Raw genomic sequence first — 22,023 nt, forward strand, 5'->3', positions numbered from 1 at the left:
GGCATGCCGGCCATCATCGGCGTCTTGAAGATGCCGGGCGCAATGGTGCAGACGCGAATGCCCGACCGGGCGAGGTCGCGCGCCACCGGCAGCGTCATGCCGACGACGCCGCCCTTGGAGGCCGAATAGGCCGCCTGGCCGATTTGACCGTCATAGGCGGCGACCGATGCCGTGTTGACGATGACGCCGCGCTCGCCGCCCTCCAGCGGCGCAAGCTTCGCGGCCCGGTCGGCGACGAGGCGGATCATGTTGAAGGTGCCGATCAGATTGACCTCGATCACCTTGCGGTACTGGTCGAGCGGATGCGGGCCGTCCTTGCCGATTGTCTTCAAGCCGATGGCGATGCCGGCGCAATTAACCAGGATACGGGGTTCGCCGAGCTTTTTTGCCACTTCCGCCACGCAAGCAGCAGCGCCGTCGGCGCTGCTCACGTCGCATTGGACGGCGATGCCGCCGATATCAGCCGCAACCTTCGCCGCACGGTCGATGCCGAGGTCGAGGATGGCAACGCCGGCGCCCTTCGCGGCCAGCGCCCGCGCCGTCGCCTCGCCGAGGCCGGAGCCACCGCCGGTGACGATCGCAATCTGGCCGTTAGGGTTCATGCCGGCGTCCTCCATCCTGCCGGCCATATGCTACGAAGCCCGACAGAACGGCGCAACAGCATCCGGATGGTCACGCCATCGCGGCGACGTGCGCGGCAACCCTTGCCTGATCGGCGTGGCAAACCTCCCCCACCAGCCTTGACACCGCGCCCGGCACGATCTCGTGCGACAAAAGCCGGTCGAGATCGACCGGGCGCGGCATGGAGATTTGCCCACGCGGGATTCTCTTGAAGCCGAGCGGGCCATAATAGGGCTCGTCGCCAACAAGCATCACGGCAGGCATGCCGGCCTTGGCGGCGGCTTCCAGCGCGATTGCCACCAGCCGGCGGCCGATGCCGAGATTCTTGAAGGCCGGCCGCACGGCAAGCGGTCCGAGCATCAGCGCGCGGCCGGCGCCTGCCGCGATACGCGTCATGCGCACCGAGGCGACAACGATATCGCCATCGACGGCCACAAAGGACAGGGCGCGTTCATGCGGGCCGCCCTCGCGGATCTTGTAGGCGCCCAGCACGAAACGGCCCGGCCCGAAGGCTTCGTCGTTGATGGCTTCGATTTCGAGGTCATGCGCCGGAGTTTCCGGCAGGTATTTCACGTCGGCAAGGCTCATGGTCTTTGCGTTCCGGTATACGAGGAAAGGTTTGCTGCAAACGGCAGCGTTCGCCAGTCAGCGCTTTATCAAGCGCGGGCGCCCTTTCGTCGTCGGTCGAACCGGATCAAAGCAAAGTCGAACATGCGGATTGTCCGCTAGCATCAATTTCCAGCCGCTGCAATCGGCCGTTTTCGCCTGCCGTTTCGCCCAAGTGACGGTCTGTTCAGCACATGACGACTTCGGCAGCGCCGCCTTGCGCCTAAATGATGAGGAGGACGCAAGGAGATTTAGTATGGGACTGCTGGTCCAAGGCAGGTGGCATGATCGCGGGTACGACACCGCGGACAGTGGTGGCAAGTTCATGCGGGCACAGTCGCAATGGCGCGATTGGGTCACTCGCGATGGCGCACCAGCCGAGGGCCGCAAGCGCGGCTTCATGGCCGAGCCCGGTCGATACCATCTCTATGTCTCGCTTGCCTGTCCCTGGGCGCACCGCACGCTGATCTTTCGCGCGCTGAAGAGGCTCAAGGACGTGATTTCCGTCTCGGTCGTCCACCACTTCATGGGCGCCGATGGCTGGACGTTCCTGACCGAGGACGGCGCCACCGGCGACACGCTCTACGGGCTCGATTTCCTGCATCAGATCTACACCAAGGCCGATCCCGCTTATTCCGGCCGCGTGACGGTGCCGGTTCTATGGGACAGGCAAGAACAAACAATCGTCTCCAATGAGTCCTCCGAGATCATCCGGATGCTCAATTCAGCCTTCGACGAATGGGGTGATGCCAGCCTCGACTTCTATCCGAAAGCACTGCGCGGCGAGATCGACGCCGTCAATGCGCTGGTCTATCCCTCAGTCAATAACGGCGTCTACCGGGCCGGCTTCGCCACCACGCAAGCGGCCTATGAGGAAGCGTTTGGCGAACTGTTCTCGGCGCTCGACCAACTCGAGGACCGTCTGTCTCGCCAGCGTTATCTCGTCGGGCACCGCATTACAGAGGCCGATTGGCGGCTGTTCACCACGCTGGTCCGCTTCGATCCGGTCTATGTCGGCCATTTCAAGTGCAACCTGCGCCGCATCGCCGACTATCCGAACCTGTCGAACTATCTGCGCGACCTCTATCAGGTCCCTGAAGTGGCAGGCACGGTGAGCCTGCACCACATCAAGGCGCACTATTACGGCAGCCACGACACGATCAACCCGACCCGCATCGTGCCGGTCGGACCGGAGCTGGGCTACGCGGCGCCGCATGATCGGGCGCGGTTCAGGAAAGCGGCGTGATCTACCAGTAGGGCGACGCCGCCGCGCCGCCAAAAATCTCGGCAATCCGCCGCAACGTGGACGGCGTCGTTCCTTCCGGCAGGCGGTCAAGCGGAAAGAAACCGGCCGCGGCGATCTCGCGGTCCGGCAGCTTCGGCGCCGTCTGATTGAACTGCTCGACCAAATAGAGTCCGACATGGTCGCGGCGGCTAGCCCGCCGGTTGAAGTGCATCGATTTCAGCACCGGCAGCGCGGTCAATGCAATATTGGCCTCCTCGGAGAGCTCGCGCGCCAGCGCCTCGATCATCGTCTCGCCCAGCTCGACGCCACCGCCGGGAAGCTGCCAGCCCGGTACATAGGTGTGGCGAATGAGGAAGACGGAATTGGACGTGCGGTCGTGGACCAGGCCGCGCACCCCGAGCGTCATCGGCCGCCGCAGCACGAAATACAGATGAAACAGCCTTGCCCTGAGACCCGGCCAGCCGGTCTGGCGGAAGGCCTGCTTCGGTTCGGGCCGCGTCATCACCCACGAAACCGTGGGTGGAAAGCAGCGCGCGCGTCGCTTATGAAGGGAGGATGTTCAGGCTCGCGCATATTTCCGATATCCATCTGGGACCGCTCCCCGGTGTAACCTATCGCGATCTCGCCTCCAAGCGGGTGGTCGGTTACGTCAACTGGCAGCGCAACCGCCGCCGCCACATGCGCGATGCCGTCATCGACACCATCGTCGCCGATATCAAGGCGAGCGCACCGGATCACCTTGCGGTCACCGGCGATCTGGTCAATCTGGCGCTCGACGGTGAGATCGAGATGGGCAAGCACTGGCTGGAGACGCTGGGTTCTCCCGATGATGTGTCGGTCGTTCCGGGAAACCACGACGCCTATGTGCCTGGCGCCTTCGACAAGGCCTGCCGGTCGTGGACGGCGTGGATGACCGGCGACGGCGTCAATACGCCGGTAGACCGCGACGCCTTTCCCTATCTGCGCGTGCGTGGCAACGTCGCGCTGATCGGTGTGACGACGGCGCGGGCCACGGCTCCGTTCATGGCCAACGGCTTCTTTCTGGAGGATCAGGCGGAAAGGCTGCGCGTAGTGCTCGATGCCACCGCCAAGCGCGGGCTGTTCCGGGTGATCATGATCCACCATCCGCCGGTGCGCGGCGCCGTTTCGCAGCCCAAGCGGCTGTTTGGCATTGCCCGCTTCCACAAGCTCGTTCAGCGGCACGGGGCCGAGCTTGTGCTGCACGGCCACTCGCACGAGCCGACGCTGTTCTTCATCGGCGGGCGCGGCGCCAAAATTCCGGTGGTCGGCGTCGCCGCCGCAGGGCAGGCGCCAGGCGGCAGGCACCCAGCGGCGCAATATAATCTGTTGGAGATCGATGGCGAAAAGGACAACTGGCGGATCAGGCTGACGCGACGCGGCCTGACCGGCCCGGCCATCCCGCCTTCCGACCTGGAGGTTCTGGAACTTGGCGCGAACGCTATGGCCTGAAGCTCAGTCCCATCGCAACGAGGCGGTCCCAGAACAACACGATCGATACAGCCAGTCCGACCAAGGCGCCGGCGGCGATCAGGCCGAGACCGGAGAGGAAGGCCGACCAACCCTTGCCGCGCCGGACGGATTGCAGCGGCGGCTCGGCTTCAGGGACCAAGGCACGTTTCAGTCCGGCGACAGCCTGCTCGACCCCGCCTTCCATCATTCTCTGGCGTTCGACGACACGCTCCGCGACGTAGCGCGTCACCTGATCGGCAACCGGTTTCATCTCGGTCGATTCGGCGAGCACCACGCGGCCGATGCGCGTATCCCTGAGGAAGCGATAGGTGCGGCGGTCGCGTCCCATGGCGACATGGCTGACGGCGTCGATCCACAGGCGCGGCTGCAGCCCGGACGAGACGGCGAAGTCGAAATTGTCCATGTCGGCGGGCACGTCGGCAAAGATGGGCGCGAGTTCGGCGGCAAGCAAATCGAGCCGCATGCGATGCGCCTCGCGCATGTCGACCACGACGTCGTCGCGGTCGGCGAAGGCGTTCTTCACGTCGCGGATGGCATCGGACAGTTTTCGCGACTGATCGATCTGTGTGATGTTCTCGCCTGCGTCCTTCATCGGCGTTGCCTCGCGGGTTTGGTTAACATCGAATTAACACAGCCGTTGGCAAAATGCACTTGTGTGATCGATAGGCGTCTAAAGCGCGTCGCGTCTGAAAGGGTTCATGCGACGCGCATTAAAGTCCTGTTTTTATGCATGTCGTTATCCCAAAACCGCAACGCACTTTTGGGCGACATGCATTGAGCGGACAAACCAGGCTGGAAGCCGCGCTTTGGCAGGGGCGGATCAGTTCGCCGCGGCGGCGGATTTCGGACGAAACGGCCTGCTGCGGCGTTTCATATTGCGGCGGACGATCTCGGCGATCAGGCCGGGCGCTTCCTCGATCAGCATATGGCCAGCCTCCAACACGTGGTGCAGGTGGAAATGCGTCGGCATACCGTCTGCCTGGGTGAAGGGCAGCACCGCGTCATCTATCCCCCAAACCACCATCACCGGCATATCAAGCGTTTCGAGCCGTTCGCGCGGGATGACGCCCTGCCGATCGCCCCTGGTCATGGCTGCAGCGATGTCGACAAGTTTCTGCAACTGGCCGGGACGGGCACGCATTTCGCCAAGAACATCCACGATGCGCTCCGAGGGCAGGCTTTGCGGTCCGGACATGGCGGCGAGGCAGGCGCGGACTTCACTCTTGCCGGCAGCGGCGGCATAACGGCGCAACAGCGGCCCATTGATCTCAGTCCCAAAACCGCCCGGCGCCAGAAGCGTCAGCGACGCTATCCTTTCGGGTTCGGCCAATGCCATCAGCACTGCCGCCGCTCCGCCCATAGAATGGCCGACGAGATGCACCCTCTTAATTCTGCGCGCGGCGAGATCCGCAAGAACGGCCCGAGCGGCCGCCTTGGCCGGACCGCCACCCGGGAAATCGAGGGATAGCCCATGGCCCGGAAGATCGTAGGCCAGCGTCCGTGAACCAAACGCCAGTGTCGAAATCACCTCGTGCCAGTCGTCGTGGCAGCCGCCGAAGCCATGCAGGAAGACAACTGTCCTCGGGCCGGCGCCCCGTTCGGCAGTGTAAAGGGATGAAATCATGAAAATTTATGGTTTTTATGCGAATTGCGAATTGTGGCTGGATTGCGCCTTGTCTAAGACGATGGCCAGTAAAATTTTTGCGATCTGCCGTGCAATTTTCTAGCTGGCGTTGCCGAGCCCGGCGGCACGCAAGGCCTCGACCAGCCGATCGGTCAGATCGGCGGGGTATCGCCTCTCGACAAAGGTCGCGCGCGGATCGGCAGCGAATTTCGGGAATTTGACAGTCATCTGGTTCACGAGTTCGTGCGCCAGTTGATCGCGGCCGGCTGCCTTCGCGCCGATCAGCCGCGCAGCCAGATAGTGCGATTTCGTCGGCGTCGCTTGCAACGCCTCGCTGGCAAGCGCGGCCTTGTTCATATCGCCCGTCATGAACTGGCCGACGAAAAGCCCGTAGTCCCACCAGGTCGGATGGGCGCTGGAGGTTTCGGCGGCGTGCGCAAGGATCGGTGTTCCCTCCCTGTACCTACCGGCGAAAATCAGCCCATAGGCGTAAGCTGCCGCCATGCTGAGATCGTAAGGGTTGAGTTCGTAGGCCTTATGCATCCAGCGGATCGATTCCTCCGAATTGCCGAGGCGGGAATTGAGATAGCCATAGGCACGGTGCGCATAAGGGCTGGTCGGCCCCATCTGCACGGCGCGACGGGCAAGCGACAGCGCCTGTTCGATCGTTGCACCGGCTGGATAGGCGTAGTGATCGGTCGCCGTCTCGAGATGCAGGGCCGCGAGTTCCGAATAGACGAGCGACGATTTCGCATCCCGATTGACCAGGTTTTCGAGACAGCGATAGGCAGCCTCATGGGTTTTGGCGCCCTGGTCGAGATAGTATTTGTCGTTGAGCAGCAGACATTCCGTCAGGCCGGTTTGAAGGCCGCTCTGTTCGATATAGTTGTAGATCGTGCCCGAGGCGGGAATGGCCGAACTCAAAATGCCGGCGACACTGTCCTCGACGGTGGTGGGTGTGCTGTCGGCGGCAGTCAAATTGCGTGACAGCAGGACCCGTCCGGTCGCCACGCTTTGAAGCTCCAGGGTGACATCGCCTGCCGTTGGTCCCGGCAAGACATCGAATACGAAGCTGATTGCATCGGTGACCGGATCGGGCGGGCCGTCGGCGTCCCGACCGATGAAGTTGACCGTATCGAAGCCGCTGAGGCCGGCGCGCAGCGATGCCGCGACGCGGGCAGCCTCGGCGCTGTCGGCTTTCACTGCAATGTAGACGAGCGGAAGGGTTTCAATCGGAGCCCATGGCGCAATGCTGCCGGTTGCCACTGCGTTTTCGATCGTCGACGCGGTATCGCTTCCCGCCAGCAATGCGCCGCTTCCCTGACGAAGGATCAGCACTCCCAGCATGGCGATGACCAGAGCGATCGCCAACCAGAAGAACTGGAGATGGCGCAGCAGCGAGGGCGCCGGCTCGCGAACGACAGGGGACATCAACGATGCGGCACGAGCGGCCATACCTGGTTCTTCGAGCGATCCCGACAAGGTGGCCGCCGCCTCGGCGTGTTCCTCCGGCGCCGGCTCGACCGGCAGGCGGATCGCGTTGAGTTCATAGGATGGAACATAGCCGCCACGCGGAATGGCGATGCGGATCGGCTCGGCAACACCCTCATTGGCGAAGTAATGCTGCAGAAGCTCGCGGAGCCTGCCCGCCTGCACCCGCACGACGGCGTCGGTCGACGGATCGAAATCGCCGTCCTTGCCGAAAACATCCATCGCGATGGAAAAGCCCTTGAGCTTGTCGGCTTCGCCTGCCTGCTCGCGCTCGACCAGATAGCGAAGCAGTTTACGCGCTCGCTCGGATCGTCCGAACGTTTCGCTGGCTAGCAATCGTTCCAACGTCTCGCGCACTGCGGGGGCGGCAGGCGTGGCATGCTGCAAGTGTCGATCCTTTCGAAGTCGGCACAGGTTAAGACGCAATCATATAGAGCCTGCACTGCCATACAAGCATGCATCCATTATGCGATCGCGTACCCCACCGGATAATTCTCCGGTGGTTAATGGTGCGAAAGACCGGAGCAAGATGATACCATCTGGGTTCATCTTGCTCCAGCTGTTAGCTTTCGACGCTTGTCTAATCGACCTTTCGGCCGATGATGCGGTTGGCGGCGGAAACCACGGCTTCCAGCGAAGCGGCCACGATGTTGGTGTTGATGCCGGCGCCGAACAGCTTGCCGTCGGGGTGCTCCATCTCGACATAGGAGATGGCCGAGGCATTCGAGCCGCGCTGCATGGAGTGCTCCGAATAGTCGAGCACCGACATCGGCACGCCGACATGGCGCGACAGCGCGTCGACGAAGCCGTCGATCGGCCCAGTCCCGGAGCCTGATATCGTCACCTCCTTGCCGCTGTCGAGGATGACCGCCTCTACCGCACGCCGGCCCTTGGTCTCGATGTCCGGATAGGTGTGGTGGTCGAGGAACTTCAGCCGCGCGCCGGGCTGGTCGACATAGGTGTCGAGAAAGCGCTCGTAGATGCGCTTGACCGGCACCTCCTTGCCTTCGGCGTCGGTGATCGCCTGGATCGCCTGGCTGAACTCGATCTGCAGGTTGCGCGGCAGGTTGAGGCCGTAGTCCGCCTGCAGCACATAGGCTATGCCGCCCTTGCCGGACTGCGAGTTGATGCGGATGATCGCCTCGTAGTTGCGCCCGACATCGGCCGGGTCGATCGGCAGATAGGGCACTTCCCAGTACGGTGTGTTGGCCTTGCGCAACGCCTTCATGCCCTTGTTGATGGCATCCTGGTGCGAGCCGGAAAACGCCGTGTAGACGAGCTCGCCGACATAGGGATGACGCTCGGGGATCTTCAACTGGTTCGAATATTCGTAGACGTCCTTCATCCGGTTGATGTCGGAGCAATCGAGCTTGGGATCGACGCCTTGCGTGTACATGTTGAGCGCCAGGGTGACGATGTCGACATTGCCGGTGCGTTCGCCATTGCCGAACAGCGTGCCTTCGACGCGGTCCGCGCCCGCCATCAGGCCAAGTTCTGTGGTGGCGATGCCGGTGCCGCGGTCGTTGTGCGGATGCAGCGAAATGAGCAGGTTCTCGCGGTTGTCGAGGTTGCGACACATCCATTCGATACGATCGGCATAGATGTTGGGTGTCGACATCTCGACCGTGGACGGCAGGTTGATGATCAGCTTGTTTTCTACCGTCGGCTTCACGATCTCGGTGACGGCGTTGCAGATTTCCAGCGCCACTTCGAGCTCGGTGCCGGTAAAACTCTCCGGCGAATATTCGAAACGGTAGCCGCCGCCAGCCTTGGCCGCCATGTCGGTGATCATCTTGGCCGCATCAGTGGCGATCCGCCTGATGCCGGCGACATCCTTCTCGAAGACGACGCGGCGCTGCAATTCGCTGGTCGAATTGTAGAAATGCACGATCGGGTTGGTGGCGCCCTGCAGCGCCTCGAAGGTGCGGGTGATCAGTTCCGGCCGGCACTGCACCAGCACCTGCAGCGAGACGTCGGCTGATACATTGCCCTCTTCGATGCACCAGCGGGCAAAATCGAAATCGGTCTGCGAGGCCGACGGGAAGCCGATCTCGATTTCCTTGAAGCCCATGTCGAGGAGCAGGGCGAACATGCGCGCCTTGCGCTCGTGGCCCATCGGGTCGATCAGTGCCTGATTGCCGTCGCGCAGGTCGACCGAGCACCAGATCGGCGCCTTGTCGATGACCTTCGACGGCCAAATCCGGTCGGTGAGGCCGACGGTCGGGTAAGGTTGGTATTTCCGGGCTGCCTCTGGCATGCCCCGGGCTGCCTCTGGCATGGCCTCTGCGGCATGCTTGCCGACCTCCCCACTATCTGCGTGGATTTCTTCTCGTGCGTTCATTGTCGTCTCTCCCGGCGGCTCGCGGGATCCGCCTTCAGACGGATTTGGTGCCGAGCGGCGCCTTTATCAGATGTTCATTCGCTTGATGTGACTTGCCAATTTTGACACTGGCCAAGGAGCGTGCGCGTGAGCGGCGGTTCGACCGCCGGGCGCTCCTTCAGCGAACCCGGCGATCGCCGATAAGGCCGAGAAGCAGCAGGGTGGAAGCAAGCGCGCGCACGGTCTCGCCAGCAAAGCCGGTCTGACGGGAAGCGACGGAGGTGGCGCGGAAAGTCATGGCGGTTTTCATACAGGAGCGACCGAAGAGAGGCAAGTGGCTGTCGTCCTGGCGTGCTCCGCCGTGACCAAAGAGATCACGGCGTTCTGCCTGCGTGTCCAGGGCGAATGTTTCGCCGTCAACACGTGCCGAGGCATTTGTCGAAGTCGACGGTTCCGAAGACCGGAATCCGCTCGCCACGGGGGAGAACATCGGCATTACCTTGGCTTTATCGGCACGGGCGCGAGGCCGGCACTGCAGGACTGCGCCGGCGACGACGGACATCAAAAGCCATAGCGCAAGCTGGCGAGCAGCGAGCGGCCCTCGTCGCGATAGCAATAGCCGGCCGAGCAGATGGTCCTCTGATTATCGAACAGGTTCTTGGCGTTGACCTGCAGCTTCACGCCTTCGAGGTCGGGATTGCGGTAGCCGAAATCATAGGAGAGGGAGGCGTCGACGAAGGCGCGCGCCTCGTTCTTGAAGGTGTTGGTGTCATCGCCGTAGCTGCTGCTGGCGACGCGAACGCCCGTGCCCAGCCCCAGGCCCTCCAGCGTGCCGTTTTCGAACTGGTAGTGTCCCCAGAGCGACAGGATGTGATTTGGCGTCGCCGACAGTTCCTTGCCCACGGTTCCCTCGGCGCCGCGTTCGATTTTCACGCGCAGATAGGTGTAAGAGGCGATGACGCTGAAGCCGTTGTCGAGCGAGGCATTGGCTTCCAGTTCGATGCCGCGCGAATTCAGGTCGAGCTGACGCTGCTTGTTGATACCGGTCGAGGCATCGAACACGACGCCATCCTTCTGGTCGATGTCGAACAGGGCGGCGCTGATGGTCGCGTTGTAATCCGGAATCTCGTATTTGACGCCGATTTCCTTCTGCGTCGCTTTGGTCGGGCGGGCGACGCGGGTGATGTCGCTGTTGACGTCATCATAGACGAAACCGATGTTGGGCGAGAACGACGTCGAATAGTTGACATAGGGCGTGATGCCCCATTCCGTCTGGTAGGACAGGGCAAGCCGGCCGGAGAAGGCGCTGTCATCCTGCTTGGACTTGGTGAAGTCGGCGGCGGTGGAAGTGGTGTCGACCCAGTCGTAGCGACCGCTGGCGAACAGGGTGAAATCGTTCCACTCCATCTGGTCCTGCAAATAGACGCCGACCTGGTTCATCTCCTGCCCGCCGACGTAGGGGACCGGAGCGGCCTTGATGTCGTCGATGGAAACGTAGGACAACCCGCTGCCGGCATCATAGTCCGACCAGGCGTAGTCGATGCCGGCTATCGCAGTGTGCTTGACCGGCCCGATGTCGAACTCGAACTGCGCCATGTTGTCGACGACGAAGTTCCTCATGTCCTCGGTATAGTGGCCCCAGTAGCGCTGCAGCGGCTGATCCGGGCCGATCGAATAATTGCCGCTGTATTCGATGTCCGCGTCGACAGCGTTGTAGCGCAGGTTCTGCCGAACCGTCAGCACGTCGTTGAAACGGTGCTCGAACTCGTAGCTGATACGGCCCTGGCTCTGCGCGAAGTCGTTCCAGGCGGGATCGCCCTCGTAGACGTCCGACAGGTTGCCATAGGTCGGATTGTAGAACGCAGCCGTGCCGCCGGTGACGGATTTCGAATATTCACCGAGAATAGTGAGCTTGGTGTCCTCGTCCGGCTTGAAAGTGATCGCAGGCGCCAGATAGATCTTGTCGTCGGAGTAGCCGGGCAGGTCGGTATCGCTTTTGCGGCCGAGGCTGGTGAAGCGGTACAGAATGCTGCCGTCCTCGTTCACCGGCCCGGATGCGTCAAGCCCGGCCTGGAAGCGATTATGCTCGCCCATAAGCATTTCGACTTCGCGGTACTGCTCCTCCTTGGGGCGCTTGGTGACGACATTGACGATGCCGCCCGGACCGCTGACGCCATAAAGGGAAGATGCGGGACCTTTCAGGATGGTGACGCCTTCGATGCCGTAAGGCTCCGTCTTGAACCATGCCGATGGCCCATTGTACTGGCGCAGCCCATCGCGAAACATGCCGTTATAGAAGGCTTGGAAGCCACGCAGGAAGAAGGCGTCATAACGGGTGTCGAAGCCGAAGCTGTTGGGGTTGGCGCTGGCTGTATAGCCGAGCGATTCGTTCAGCGTGCGCGGCTTCTGGTCCTCGATCTGCTTCTGCGTCACCACCGAAACGGCCTGCGGAATCCTGACGATCGGCGTGTCGGTCTTGGTGCCGATGCGGTCCTTCTTGGCGACATAGCCATCTTGCAGCAGAATCTCGTCGCTCTCGGCGTCCACCAATATTTTATCGAGGACGTTGATGTTTCCGCCGTCCTGAGCGCGAGCCGGCCCGAACTGGCTGAGCATCGCAGCGCTGCCCAGCAATGATATCCCCAAGCGCCATGTCGTCGGTCGCGTCCGCATCAACTCGTCTCCACTGTTCGGTACAGGATTGCGGTCCCGCGCTCTCAAATTTGAGTTGAGTCAAGTATTTTTTGCGGCTCGCGCTCGGGCTGGCCGGTGCTGTCGCCGGGTCGCAAAAACTCGTCCGGTTTTGGTGAAGCCGACTACGAATACCGGGGAAGACGCGGCAGGTCCTTATTCCCTCAGACTTCGCGCCACCAGCCGCGCCAGGCTCGGTCCGATCAGCAGCACGACGAGGAAGCGGGCCGATTGCAGCGCCATGACGAAGGAGATGTCGACGTGCTGTGCGGCGGCGGCGATGATGGCGACGCTGTCCATGCCGCCGGGGCTGGTCGCCAGGTAGGCGGTCAGCGGATCGATGCCGAGCACATGGCTGATCATGAAGCCGAGGCCGCCACAGAAGGCGATGAGAATGATGATCGAGCCAACGATCTGCGGCAGCGCCCGCGTCGCGTGCCGCAGAATCGCCCTGGTGAAATTCAGGCCGATGGTCCAGCCGATCATCGTATAGCCGAGGGCGAGCAGCCAGGGCGGCAACTGCATCGTCACGCCTAATCCTAGATGCACCGCGGTGCCGAAAACGAAGGTGCCGAGGAAGAAGGGTGACGGCAGCCTGAGCAGCTTTCCGATGAGGCTGCCGACGAGCGCCACGCCAAGTGTCGCGGCAAAGGCCATTGGATCAATCAGCGGGAACCAGATGATGGCCGGGATCTCGATGCCCGATGTTTCGACCCACATCTTTGCGACAATCGCCGCAGTCATCGAGACGAAGATGACGCGCAGATATTGCATGAAGGCGACGAGGCGCTGGTCGGCTCCGAAGGCGCCGGCCATCAGCACCATGGCAGTGGCCGCGCCCGGCGATGAGCCCCAGACCGCGGTGGTGCCGGGCAGGATACGCCAGCGGCTGATCAGCCAGCCGAGCAGGCTGGATGCCGCGACGGTCGCCACCACGGTGCCGAGGAACAGCGGCCATTCCTTGTAGAAGACCGGGAAGATGTCGGCAGAGATCGAGCCGGCGACAAGGCAGCCGATGATCGCCTGGGCGGCGCCGAACGAAGGGCGCGGCACACGCACCGTGGCGCCGTTGGTGCCGGCCAGGATCGCCGCCAGCATCGGCCCGATCAGCAGCGCCGCCGGCAAGGCGGCGAATTCCAGCGCACCGGCAAAGAGGATCGAGAAGATCAGGAGGGCCAGCCACTGCCAGGCTTTGGGCATCCGCGCCATGCGTTCGACGGTCGGCTGGTCTGGCAGGGAATCCATTTTTCGGTCTTAGACCTGAAGCGGGGAGATGCGAACCCCGCGATGGCGAAAAATGCGTCCGCTCTCAGGCGTCAGGCGGTTTTGACGGCGGGCAGGCCGAAGCCGCCTACGGGCTGGGTTTCGACCTGGAACTCGAAGCCGGCGATGATCGGCCGCGCCTTGGCGATCGCTGCCTGGACTTCCGGCAGTTGCAGCGAAGCCTTGTGGCTTGCCTGGTCGGTCCACACCTCGGTCACCCAGATTGCGTCGGCATCGGCCGGATCGGTGGCGATGATGTAGCTCAGGCAGCCCGGCATGGAGCCGGTGCTGGCAAGCAGAACGTCCATCATTGCGTCGCGCTGGCCGCGCGTCGCCCGCATCTTGCCGATCAGACCGTACATTGCAGATTCTCCGTTGGCTTCCGCGACAAGTATGCAGGTCGCCGCTCACGGCATCAACTGGCCACCATTCACCTCGATCACCTGGCCGGTGATGTAACCGCTCAACAGAGCGGACGAGAGGAACAGATAGGCGCCGACGCAGTCCTCGGGCGTGCCGGCGCGGCCCTGTGGAATGGTGGCCACCATGCCCTTCATTTGCTCGTCGGTCGAATAGCGCTCATGGAAAGGCGTCGCGATGGTGCCCGGAGCCACCGCGTTGACGCGGACGTTGAAGCCGATCAGTTCCTTGGCCATGCCGCGAGTCACATTGGAGACGAAGGCCTTGGCCGATCCGTAAAGGCCGGCGCCGCCGCCGGCGCCATTGCGCGCGGCGATCGACGAGGTGTTGACGATGAAGCCGCCCTGGCGCTTCAGCCATGGCATCGCCTTGCGCGAGGCAGTCAGCACGGAGCGCGCGTTGAGGTCCATCACCGCGTCGTAATGCGCTTCGGTCAGCTCGGCATAAGGCACGCGGCCGAGCATGCCGCCGGCATTGTTGACGAGGCCATCGAGCCGGCCGAAGTGTTGCGCGCTGTCCTCGACGACGCGCTCGACATCGGCGGGGATCGAGAAATCGGCCTGGACGAGGAATACCTCGCCGCCGCCGTTGCGGATGGTCCCGGCCAGGTTTTCGGCAGCCGCCCGACTTGAATTGTAATGCAGCGCCACACGACATTTCTGCGCGGCATAAGCCAGTGCAAGTGCGGCCCCGATGCCTGTCGAAGCGCCGGTGATCAGCACCGCCTTGCCGGCGAGGTCGGGGATGACCAGGGCGGGGGTGACAAGGCTGGTTGTGGTGGCTGGCACGTCTATTCCTCCGGGCGAGTATCAACTCTTCGTAGGGCCTGGCCGCCCTGATGTTCAAGTCCGTAGAGGCTCACGGCCGCAAATAGGCGTAGCCTTGGCGCTGCAATTCGGCGAGCTTGACGACGCCGCCGGTCTCGGCGGCATGGAAGCCATCGAGCAGATCGGTGAGCGCAACATCCATGCCGTGCATTGTGTTGGCGCAAGCATGCGGGGTCAGCCCGTCGCGAACGAGGCCGGAAAAACGGCTGGCAATGCCAGCCGACGCGCTCTTCGACTTGAAAGCGGCGAGTGCCGGTCCATGCACGACCAGCACGATGTCGACCTTGCCGCCGGTGCCGTCATAGTGGTTCTTGATGTTGCCCAGCACAAAACCGACCTTGTCGAGATCGCTGAGGTGGTAGGCGACCTTTTGCCTTTCCTCTTCCACAGCCGCCGCTTCGACCTGGCGCAGCCCGAAAAGGCCAGCGGCTCCGGCAAAGCCTACGCGGAAAATATCGCGGCGTCGCATGGCTTCATCCTCCTGTGCCGGCCCCGCAAATTGCGTGGCTTCGGCCCCGATCCTAGCATAAGTTGAAGCCACGTCCTGTCGGGCGAGGAGGGGCACATGACCTCGAAGACCACTAAGGGCGCCGGACTTGGTGTCGCCTTGCTTGCCGCACTTGCCGGCACGGCCCTTGCCGACGACAAGCTTACCGAACTCAGCCCGGACGGCAAGGATGCCTGTTTCGGGCGCGTCTACGATGCCGCGCATCTCAAGGCGCATCCGAACCAGAAGGTGGCACGGATCTTCTTCTACTATGGCAGCTATCCGGTTAGCCATCCGAACGAGGAGCCGAGTAGCGGTCCGTCCGGCTACAACGGCTTCGTGGCCACGACGGTGCGCGGCGCCAAGAAGCCCGAGTGGGTCGGCGGTTGGTGCGGCAAGGACGATCCGCAGTCGAGCGAGATCCGTTGCGGCATGGAATGCGACCGCACCATGGCCTCGCTCAACCTCGACGAAAAAGGCCGGCTGATCATCTCCGGCGTGCAGCGCAACCTTTATCTCGATGCCGGCGCCGAAGATGAACTTGGCGAAAAGGAGTTTACCAGGCAGGCACTCGGCACAGAAGACGACGGCTTTCGGCTCGACCCCATGCCGGCGCAGACCTGCAAGGCCGAATTCGCTCGCATCGATCCGATCGATCCGGCGCTGGGAGCGCCGCTGCGTGAGCGGCTGAAGCCGGACCAGCCCTTCTGCTACGGGCGCGACTACGATGCCGCGCATCTTGGCTCGCATCCCGATCAGTCTACCCGGACTATCCGGGTTTTCCGAGGCCCGATCGAGCTGGCCTCCTTCGCTATGGATGGCGATCCGGCAAGCTGGCCTGATGGTGCCGACATTGCCGTTTCCGTCACCACGCGCCACAAGGCTGCCAAGGTCACGCAGAGCTACAGTTGTGAAGGGGAAGCGGACCAGTGGCGCTGTGTGGCGAGCGCGAAGACGAGCGACTTTTCCTGCGACATCGCGGCCAGCGAGATTTATCTGCGCCGCGGCGCCAACGGCACGATGATGCTGGCCAATCCCAACAGCAGCCTGCCGATCGTCGACCTATGCTCGAAGGCGGCCGAAGGCGAGACCGCATCCGACGACAAGGTCTACCGGCTCGAGCCGATGCCGCAATCTGCCTGCACGCCTTGATTAGGGGTCCGTTTCTCGGTTTGGGGATTGGCGGGATATGACGAGGACCTGGATGCAATCAGGATCAGACCAAAACCGCCATCGTCGCGCGGGTGGCTCAAGCAACACGCAATTGCCTTTAGCGTCGACGGCTACACAGCCCAGGCCGCAGTATTGAGATGTCCACATTGCTTGCCGTGCCTAAAAAAGAGCCGCTCGTCCTCTTCTACACGACTTTTTTCAGCAAGCCCGTCGACGTCGCGTCCATTCAATGCGATCTGCCGGGCGAATTTACCCTAGACAAGCGTAGAATTGCTGAAGCGACAGCGGTCGTCTTCCACATTCCGAACTTCCGCGAAATTGGTGACGCATGGCGATATCCGGGCCAGTACTGGATAGCCTGGTATATGGAAGCCCGCTCAAACTACAAAATCATAAAGGACCAGAAACTCATGCGGCACTTCGACTTCACGATGTCGCACGAGCGCAGCTCTGAGATTTGGTGCCCCTATTTGCCCAATTCCCGGTGGTGGGACACGGTGCGCGCAAAGCCTATAGGCGCCAAGACAGAAGCGGCTCCGGTGGTAGCCTTCCAATCGGCGCCCTTGAACTATAGCGGCCGGCTCGATCTCTTGAAGAGCCTGGCCGAACACATCAAGATAGATTCATACGGTCGGTATTTCCGCAACAGGACAGTCGAAGGCCCCGATCGCGGCCGCAAGACGAAGATCGAGACAGTCTCCCGCCACAAATTCTGCCTCGCATTGGAGAACTCGACCGAGACCGACTACGTCACCGAAAAGCTGTTCGATGCCTTCGAAGCCGGATCAGTGCCGATCTATCTGGGCACATCGAACGTGCACGAATTCGCCCCGCCCGGCTCCTACATCAACGCTGCAGACTTCAGCAGCTATGCAGAGCTGGCAGCATATCTGAAATACCTCATCGTGACGCCCGAGGCATACGAGGCATACTTTGCCTGGCGCTCGAAACCATTACCTGACGAACTCGCCCGCCTCGTGCAGGATCGCGACCCCCCGGTGTTTTATCGACTGATGCAATTCGTGCATCAGGTGACCGACGAGCGCGGTCAGGAACGGCCCGCCGGCCGGCCGACATTGCCTTTTGGTCCGCGAGCCTACATCAGCACGCGGCTGCGAAAGTGGAGGAAGAGAGTGCCTAGCTGAGCCTGAATTAGGGCGGAACGAACGCAAAGCGGAGCGCAGGCCTGGGATGAGGAAGGGATGGATGTGCGACCAATCCCTAGGATGTGCGATAGTCCCTGAAAGGGGACCATCGACGTCCGCTGCCGCTTCACGCGAATGGCACTGCCGTCGTGCCCTTGGGCAGTTTTGCCTCGTCGTCGGGCTCGACATGGATGGTGACGCGCACCGAGGGGATTTCCGCCTTCAGCGCGTCCTCGACGCGGTCGCAAATGACGTGGCTGGCGCCCACCGACATGCCGGCATCGACGACCAGGTGGAACTCGATGAAGGTGGCGCGGCCGGCGATGCGTGTCTTGAGATCGTGAACCTCCAGCGCTCCCTTGCAATTGGCCGAGATGACGTCGCGGATGTGCATGTGCTCCTGCGTGTCGACGGCGCGGTCCATCAGTCCGTTCATCGACGAGCCGATCACGTGCCAGCCTTGCCACAGGATGTTCAGCGCCACGATGACCGCAAGTGCCGGGTCGAGAATTTGCCAGCCGGTCAGCACGGCACCGACCAGGCCAATGAACACGCCGACCGAGGTCGCCACGTCGGTCATGATGTGCCTGCCGTCGGCGACCAGAGCCGGCGACTTCTCGGCACGGCCGGCACGAATCAGCGTCCAGGCCCAAAAGGCGTTGATCACCGTCGCGACGCCGTTGATTGCGAGGCCGGTCCAGGGCTGTTCGAGCGGGGCGGGATGCTGCCAGTACCACCACACTTCGTTGAGGATCAGAAGGGCTGCCAGCACGATTAGGACGCCTTCCAGAACAGCCGAGAAATACTCGGCCTTGTGATGGCCGAACGGATGATCCTGGTCGGCCGGCTTGTAGCTGACCTGGATGGCCCAGTAGGCGGCGGCCGATGCAATGACGTTGACGATCGATTCCAGCGCGTCCGAATACAGCGCCACGGAACCGGTGACATACCAGGCCGCCAGCTTCAGGCCGAGCACGACGCAAGCGACGATGATCGACCAGAAGGCGAGGTTGGCGACCCTCTTCTTCGCCGCCGACTTGATTTCTGCTGTGGTCACTGGGGAAGAAATCCCAACACGAACCCCTCGGGCTAAGCCGCCTTTTCCCTGGCCTTGCGCGGCAGATGCGCAACGATGTTCTCGATGATGCGCATGCCGGCATTGTGGCCGAGCGTCATGATCGATTCCGGGTGGAACTGCACCGCCGCGATCGGCTCCTTGTTGTGCTCGAAGGCCATGATGACGCCGTCCTCCGTCTCGGCGGTGACGATAAAGCCGTCGGGCAGGCGGACCGGATCGGCGAAGATCGAGTGGTAGCGGCCGACCGTCACCTCCTTGGGCAGGCCGGAAAAGATGATGCCCGGCTTCGACACACGGATGCGTGACGGTTTGCCATGCATCGGCACATGCAACTGCCGCAGCTCCCCGCCATAGGCTTCAGCCAGCGCCTGCAGGCCGAGGCAGACGCCGAAGATCGGCAGGTCGCGCGCGCGGGCCCGTTTGATGGTGGCGGCGCAGTCGAAGTCCTTCGGCGTGCCGGGGCCGGGCGACAGAACGACGAGATTGGGCTTCAGCCGGTCGAAGACTTCGTCCGGCACAGGTGTGCGCACGGTCGAGACATTGGCGCCGGTCTGGCGGAAATAATTGGCCAGCGTGTGGACGAAGGAGTCCTCGTGGTCGACCAGGAGGATGTTGACGCCGTCGCCGACGCGCGCGGTGGCGCGTTCGGTGTCGGCGGCATTGCCTAACTTGGCGTCGCGAATGGCGGAGATCATGGCGGATGCCTTCAGTTCGGTTTCGGCTTCTTCTTCCTCGGGAATGCTGTCGAAGAGCAGCGTGGCGCCGGCGCGCACCTCGGCGATGCCGTCCTTGATGCGAATGGTGCGAAGCGTCAGGCCGGTGTTCATATCACCGTTGAAATTGACCATGCCGATCGCCCCGCCATACCAGGCGCGCGGGCTCTTCTCGTTCTGCTCGATGAAGCGCATAGCCCATAATTTCGGCGCGCCGGTGACGGTGACCGCCCAGGCATGCGACAAGAACGCGTCGAAGGCGTCCATGCCTTCGCGCAGCCGCCCCTCGATGTGGTCGACGGTGTGGATCAGCCGCGAATACATCTCGATCTGGCGGCGTCCGATGACGCGCACGGAGCCCGGGTCGCAGACCCTCGACTTGTCGTTGCGATCGACGTCCGAGCACATGGTCAGCTCGGATTCGTCCTTCTTTGAATTGAGCAATTTCAGGATCTGCTCGCTATCGGAAATGGCGTCGTCGCCGCGCTTGATCGTGCCGGAGATCGGGCAGGTCTCGACGCGGCGGCCGTTGACGCGCACGAACATTTCGGGCGAGGCGCCGATCAGGTATTCTCCTTCGCCGAGATTGATGAAGAAGGAATAGGGCGAGGGGTTGATGGTCTTCAGCTTGCGGGAAATGTCGGAGGGCGGCGTCTCGCAGCGCTCGTAGAACATCTGGCCGGGCACCACCTCGAACAGGTCGCCGCGCTTGAAACTCTCCATCGCCTTGCGCACCAGATTGGCATATTCGCCGGGCTCATGGTCGCCGCGCGGCGGGATGCGGTCGGCGGTCTTGAACGGCTCGACGATTTCGTCGCGGGGCATTCCCTCCGTCGAAAACCCGTCGCCGGAATAGTCGTAGCGGTCGGTCCAGGCCTTGGTCGAATAGTGATCGACGACCAGGATCTCGTCGGGCAGGAACAGCACAAGGTCGCGCTGGCTTTGCTGGCGCTCCAGCTTGTAGTCGACCGGATCGAACTGGAAGGCGAGATCGTAGCCGAAGGCGCCGTAAAGACCGAGATTGGCGTCTTCCTCCGTCTTGAACAGAGCGGTGATGGCGCGCAGCACGGTGAAGACGGAGGGAACGCGGCTGCGTTCTTCTTCGGTGAAGACACGGCTGGGCTTGGCCACGTCGAGGCGGATCAGTCTCTTCGAAGTCTCGGCGATCGTCACGTCGTCAAGCCCGCCAAGCGCCTTGCCGATCACCGGCAAAAGCACCTCGCCACGGCTGTTCAGCGCCTCGATGCGCATGGCGCGGCCACGCGCCGAGATCACCAGCGGCGGGTCGATGATGGCGGTGTCCCAGCGCGTGTAGCGGCCGGGATATTCGTAATTCGAGGAAAACACGGCGCCGCGGCGCGCATTCAGCCCGTCGATATAGCCGTCGATCGCGCCTTCGTAAGGTCGGTCATGGCGCTCGCGGGTAATCGTCACGCCACCCGCCGTGATGAAGCGCTCCGCCCCGTTCTCCAGAATTTTCGTCGTCATTGCCGTCTCCATCAGCGTCTATATCAGCGTCTTGGGGCAACGGACCCGGGCATGGCTTGAAAAAACAAATGGCCGCCCGGACATTCCGTTGCGGCCACCTTCTATTTTCACGCGCACGCGTTCGAACAGGCCGCTGTCAGCGAGCCCACCACCAAACGGTCTTAATCGAGCGCATGTTCATGGCGATTCCAATAGCGGCGATTGAACGGCCGCGCAACTGGATTCAATGACGGGCCTGGGGAAGCGCTCGGGCCCTCAATCCTCCAGCGTTCCCGACCTTGCGTCGGCGCTCTTCCTGTCGCCGACCAGCTTCAGCAGATCTTCGCCGGCACGAATGATGCGCCGGGAACGCCGTGTCAGGATGATGCCCGCTTGCGGCGCGAACACCTGCGTGCGGCCGTCGGCTTCACCCGGTGCATGGACGATGGTGGCGAGCTGTGCGCCTTTTTCCACACGGTCGCCGGGCTTCACGTCATAAAGGATCGCACCCGCCCGGGGCGCCGGCATCATGTCGATGTTCTCGAGCGGTGCGACGATACCGGTAAAAGAATTGGGGCCGGCAAAGCTGCCGGGCGTGGGCAGGGTTTGATCCATGATCACGCCGCGCGCCACCAGCAGCCGATAGAGCCCTTCGGCATCGGAAGCGGCCAGAGCGCCATCGACATCGAGCATGCCTCGATACTCGACTGTGGTGGCGACGCGCCGGTCAAACCGCGCCACATCGGCGGGGACGTTCAGATACGGCGTGATCGAGGCGCCTTCGAAGGTGCCGTCGGTGTCCTCATCCCACAGCACCACCGCGTCGACGCCCATGGCGGCCGCACAATCCGCCATTTCAGGCCACAGGCTGGTGTGGACATAGAGATAGGCGAGGCCCTCGTCGTCGCAGTGCAGGTCGAGGACGATGTCGTGGCCGATCGACAGCCGCAGCAGCCGCGTCTTCAGCCGCTGATCGGCCGTGCCAAATGTGGTGTCCGGCAAGAGCGTCGTGTCCGGCGCGGCCAGCAGCGGAAAGCCGCGGTTGAAGTTGGTGCGCGTGCCCAGGTGGAAACGGCCCTGATGCTCGCCGAAATGATACTGGGCGCGGCCGATCGGATTGGCTTGGGGCACGATGGTGATCTTGCCCTTGATGCGACCTTCGGCTTCGGCCTTTTCAAGCATCGGCATCAGCGCGTCGATGGCGACCACGCCCGGCAGTTCGCCGGCATGGAGTGCGGCCTGCAGATATGCTGAGGGTGCTGCCTTGTCGCTGCCGTCAAAGCGGAAGACCGGGAATTCGTAGGAAACGCCCTCGCTGTCGCCGGCGATGCGCTCGATCGATTTCTGCATGATACTCCTC

Annotated in this window: 20 protein-coding genes; 4 read left to right on the top strand and 16 right to left on the bottom strand. The window is 62.7% G+C overall.

Translation table 11 applies throughout. The features are described from left to right. Window positions 1-602 (bottom strand): SDR family NAD(P)-dependent oxidoreductase (locus EOC93_RS13885; RefSeq protein WP_127204893.1); only part of this gene is annotated, 602 nt, incomplete at its 3' end. 70 nt (window positions 603-672) lie between these two features. After that, the gene (locus EOC93_RS13890; protein WP_095484166.1) at window positions 673-1,209 is read right to left on the bottom strand and encodes an N-acetyltransferase; all 537 of its coding nucleotides are present in this window, start codon (window positions 1,207-1,209) and stop codon (window positions 673-675) included. Between the two features lie 274 nt (window positions 1,210-1,483). Here EOC93_RS13890 and EOC93_RS13895 point away from each other — a divergent pair, with 274 nt between their 5' ends. After that, window positions 1,484-2,473 (top strand): glutathione S-transferase family protein, encoded by a 990-nt coding sequence (locus tag EOC93_RS13895; protein WP_127204894.1) that lies wholly within the window; start codon window positions 1,484-1,486, stop codon window positions 2,471-2,473. A gap of 1 nt (window position 2,474) precedes the next feature. Here the strand turns inward: EOC93_RS13895 and EOC93_RS13900 are convergent, their stop codons facing one another. Beyond that, window positions 2,475-2,975 (bottom strand): NUDIX domain-containing protein, encoded by a 501-nt coding sequence (locus EOC93_RS13900; RefSeq protein ID WP_095484168.1) that lies wholly within the window; start codon window positions 2,973-2,975, stop codon window positions 2,475-2,477. Window positions 2,976-3,028: 53 nt separating this feature from the next. On the opposite strand from EOC93_RS13900, the gene EOC93_RS13905 reads away from it, so the two are divergent. Further along, window positions 3,029-3,943: a metallophosphoesterase gene (locus EOC93_RS13905; RefSeq protein ID WP_127204895.1), complete on the top strand. Its 915-nt coding sequence runs from the start codon at window positions 3,029-3,031 to the stop codon at window positions 3,941-3,943. Here EOC93_RS13905 and EOC93_RS13910 read toward each other — a convergent pair. From EOC93_RS13910 to EOC93_RS13960, 10 genes are all read right to left on the bottom strand, one after another. After that, entirely contained in the window at window positions 3,933-4,556 is a 624-nt protein-coding gene (locus EOC93_RS13910; protein WP_095484170.1) for a hypothetical protein, read from the bottom strand. The two genes, EOC93_RS13905 and EOC93_RS13910, sit on opposite strands and share 11 nt — an antisense overlap. 228 nt (window positions 4,557-4,784) lie before the next feature. Beyond that, a complete protein-coding gene (locus EOC93_RS13915; RefSeq protein WP_095484171.1) occupies window positions 4,785-5,588 on the bottom strand; it encodes an alpha/beta fold hydrolase in 804 nt (267 codons plus the stop codon). Window positions 5,589-5,687: 99 nt separating this feature from the next. Beyond that, the gene (locus EOC93_RS13920) at window positions 5,688-7,466 is read right to left on the bottom strand and encodes a hypothetical protein (RefSeq protein ID WP_127204896.1); all 1,779 of its coding nucleotides are present in this window, start codon (window positions 7,464-7,466) and stop codon (window positions 5,688-5,690) included. 193 nt (window positions 7,467-7,659) lie between these two features. Beyond that, on the bottom strand, window positions 7,660-9,336 hold the full coding sequence (leuA, locus tag EOC93_RS13925) for a 2-isopropylmalate synthase (protein WP_164759133.1): 1,677 nt from the start codon (window positions 9,334-9,336) through the stop codon (window positions 7,660-7,662). A 241-nt stretch (window positions 9,337-9,577) separates the two neighbouring features. Further along, entirely contained in the window at window positions 9,578-9,961 is a 384-nt protein-coding gene (locus tag EOC93_RS34095) for a hypothetical protein (RefSeq protein ID WP_164759131.1), read from the bottom strand. After that, complete coding sequence (locus EOC93_RS13940; RefSeq protein ID WP_127204898.1) at window positions 9,961-12,072, bottom strand: TonB-dependent siderophore receptor; 2,112 nt, start codon at window positions 12,070-12,072, stop codon at window positions 9,961-9,963. Before EOC93_RS13940 ends, EOC93_RS34095 begins: the two co-directional genes overlap by 1 nt. 174 nt (window positions 12,073-12,246) lie before the next feature. Further along, window positions 12,247-13,335 (bottom strand): AbrB family transcriptional regulator, encoded by a 1,089-nt coding sequence (locus tag EOC93_RS13945; protein WP_127204899.1) that lies wholly within the window; start codon window positions 13,333-13,335, stop codon window positions 12,247-12,249. A 71-nt stretch (window positions 13,336-13,406) separates the two neighbouring features. Next, window positions 13,407-13,715 (bottom strand): putative quinol monooxygenase, encoded by a 309-nt coding sequence (locus EOC93_RS13950; RefSeq protein WP_095484177.1) that lies wholly within the window; start codon window positions 13,713-13,715, stop codon window positions 13,407-13,409. A 45-nt stretch (window positions 13,716-13,760) separates the two neighbouring features. Beyond that, window positions 13,761-14,561: an SDR family oxidoreductase gene (locus tag EOC93_RS13955; protein WP_095484178.1), complete on the bottom strand. Its 801-nt coding sequence runs from the start codon at window positions 14,559-14,561 to the stop codon at window positions 13,761-13,763. A gap of 70 nt (window positions 14,562-14,631) precedes the next feature. After that, window positions 14,632-15,069, bottom strand: a complete 438-nt coding sequence (locus EOC93_RS13960) for a DsrE family protein (RefSeq protein ID WP_095484179.1) — start codon at window positions 15,067-15,069, stop codon at window positions 14,632-14,634. A 96-nt stretch (window positions 15,070-15,165) separates the two neighbouring features. Here EOC93_RS13960 and EOC93_RS13965 point away from each other — a divergent pair, with 96 nt between their 5' ends. Next, complete coding sequence (locus EOC93_RS13965) at window positions 15,166-16,239, top strand: hypothetical protein (RefSeq protein ID WP_095484180.1); 1,074 nt, start codon at window positions 15,166-15,168, stop codon at window positions 16,237-16,239. Window positions 16,240-16,397: 158 nt separating this feature from the next. Beyond that, entirely contained in the window at window positions 16,398-17,405 is a 1,008-nt protein-coding gene (locus tag EOC93_RS13970) for a glycosyltransferase family 10 (RefSeq protein WP_245461458.1), read from the top strand. A 127-nt stretch (window positions 17,406-17,532) separates the two neighbouring features. Here the strand turns inward: EOC93_RS13970 and EOC93_RS13975 are convergent, their stop codons facing one another. From EOC93_RS13975 to EOC93_RS13985, 3 genes are all read right to left on the bottom strand, one after another. After that, window positions 17,533-18,447 carry a cation diffusion facilitator family transporter gene (locus EOC93_RS13975; RefSeq protein ID WP_206532236.1) on the bottom strand — a complete coding sequence of 305 codons (915 nt, stop codon included), beginning with the start codon at window positions 18,445-18,447 and terminating at the stop codon, window positions 17,533-17,535. A 47-nt stretch (window positions 18,448-18,494) separates the two neighbouring features. Next, window positions 18,495-20,684, bottom strand: a complete 2,190-nt coding sequence (locus EOC93_RS13980; protein WP_127204901.1) for an anthranilate synthase — start codon at window positions 20,682-20,684, stop codon at window positions 18,495-18,497. A 255-nt stretch (window positions 20,685-20,939) separates the two neighbouring features. After that, a complete protein-coding gene (locus EOC93_RS13985; protein ID WP_127204902.1) occupies window positions 20,940-22,013 on the bottom strand; it encodes a succinylglutamate desuccinylase/aspartoacylase family protein in 1,074 nt (357 codons plus the stop codon). Between the last annotated feature and the right edge of the window lie 10 nt (window positions 22,014-22,023).

This window comes from Mesorhizobium sp. M6A.T.Ce.TU.002.03.1.1, from assembly GCF_003997275.1.
GTDB classification, from domain to species: domain Bacteria; phylum Pseudomonadota; class Alphaproteobacteria; order Rhizobiales; family Rhizobiaceae; genus Mesorhizobium; species Mesorhizobium mediterraneum.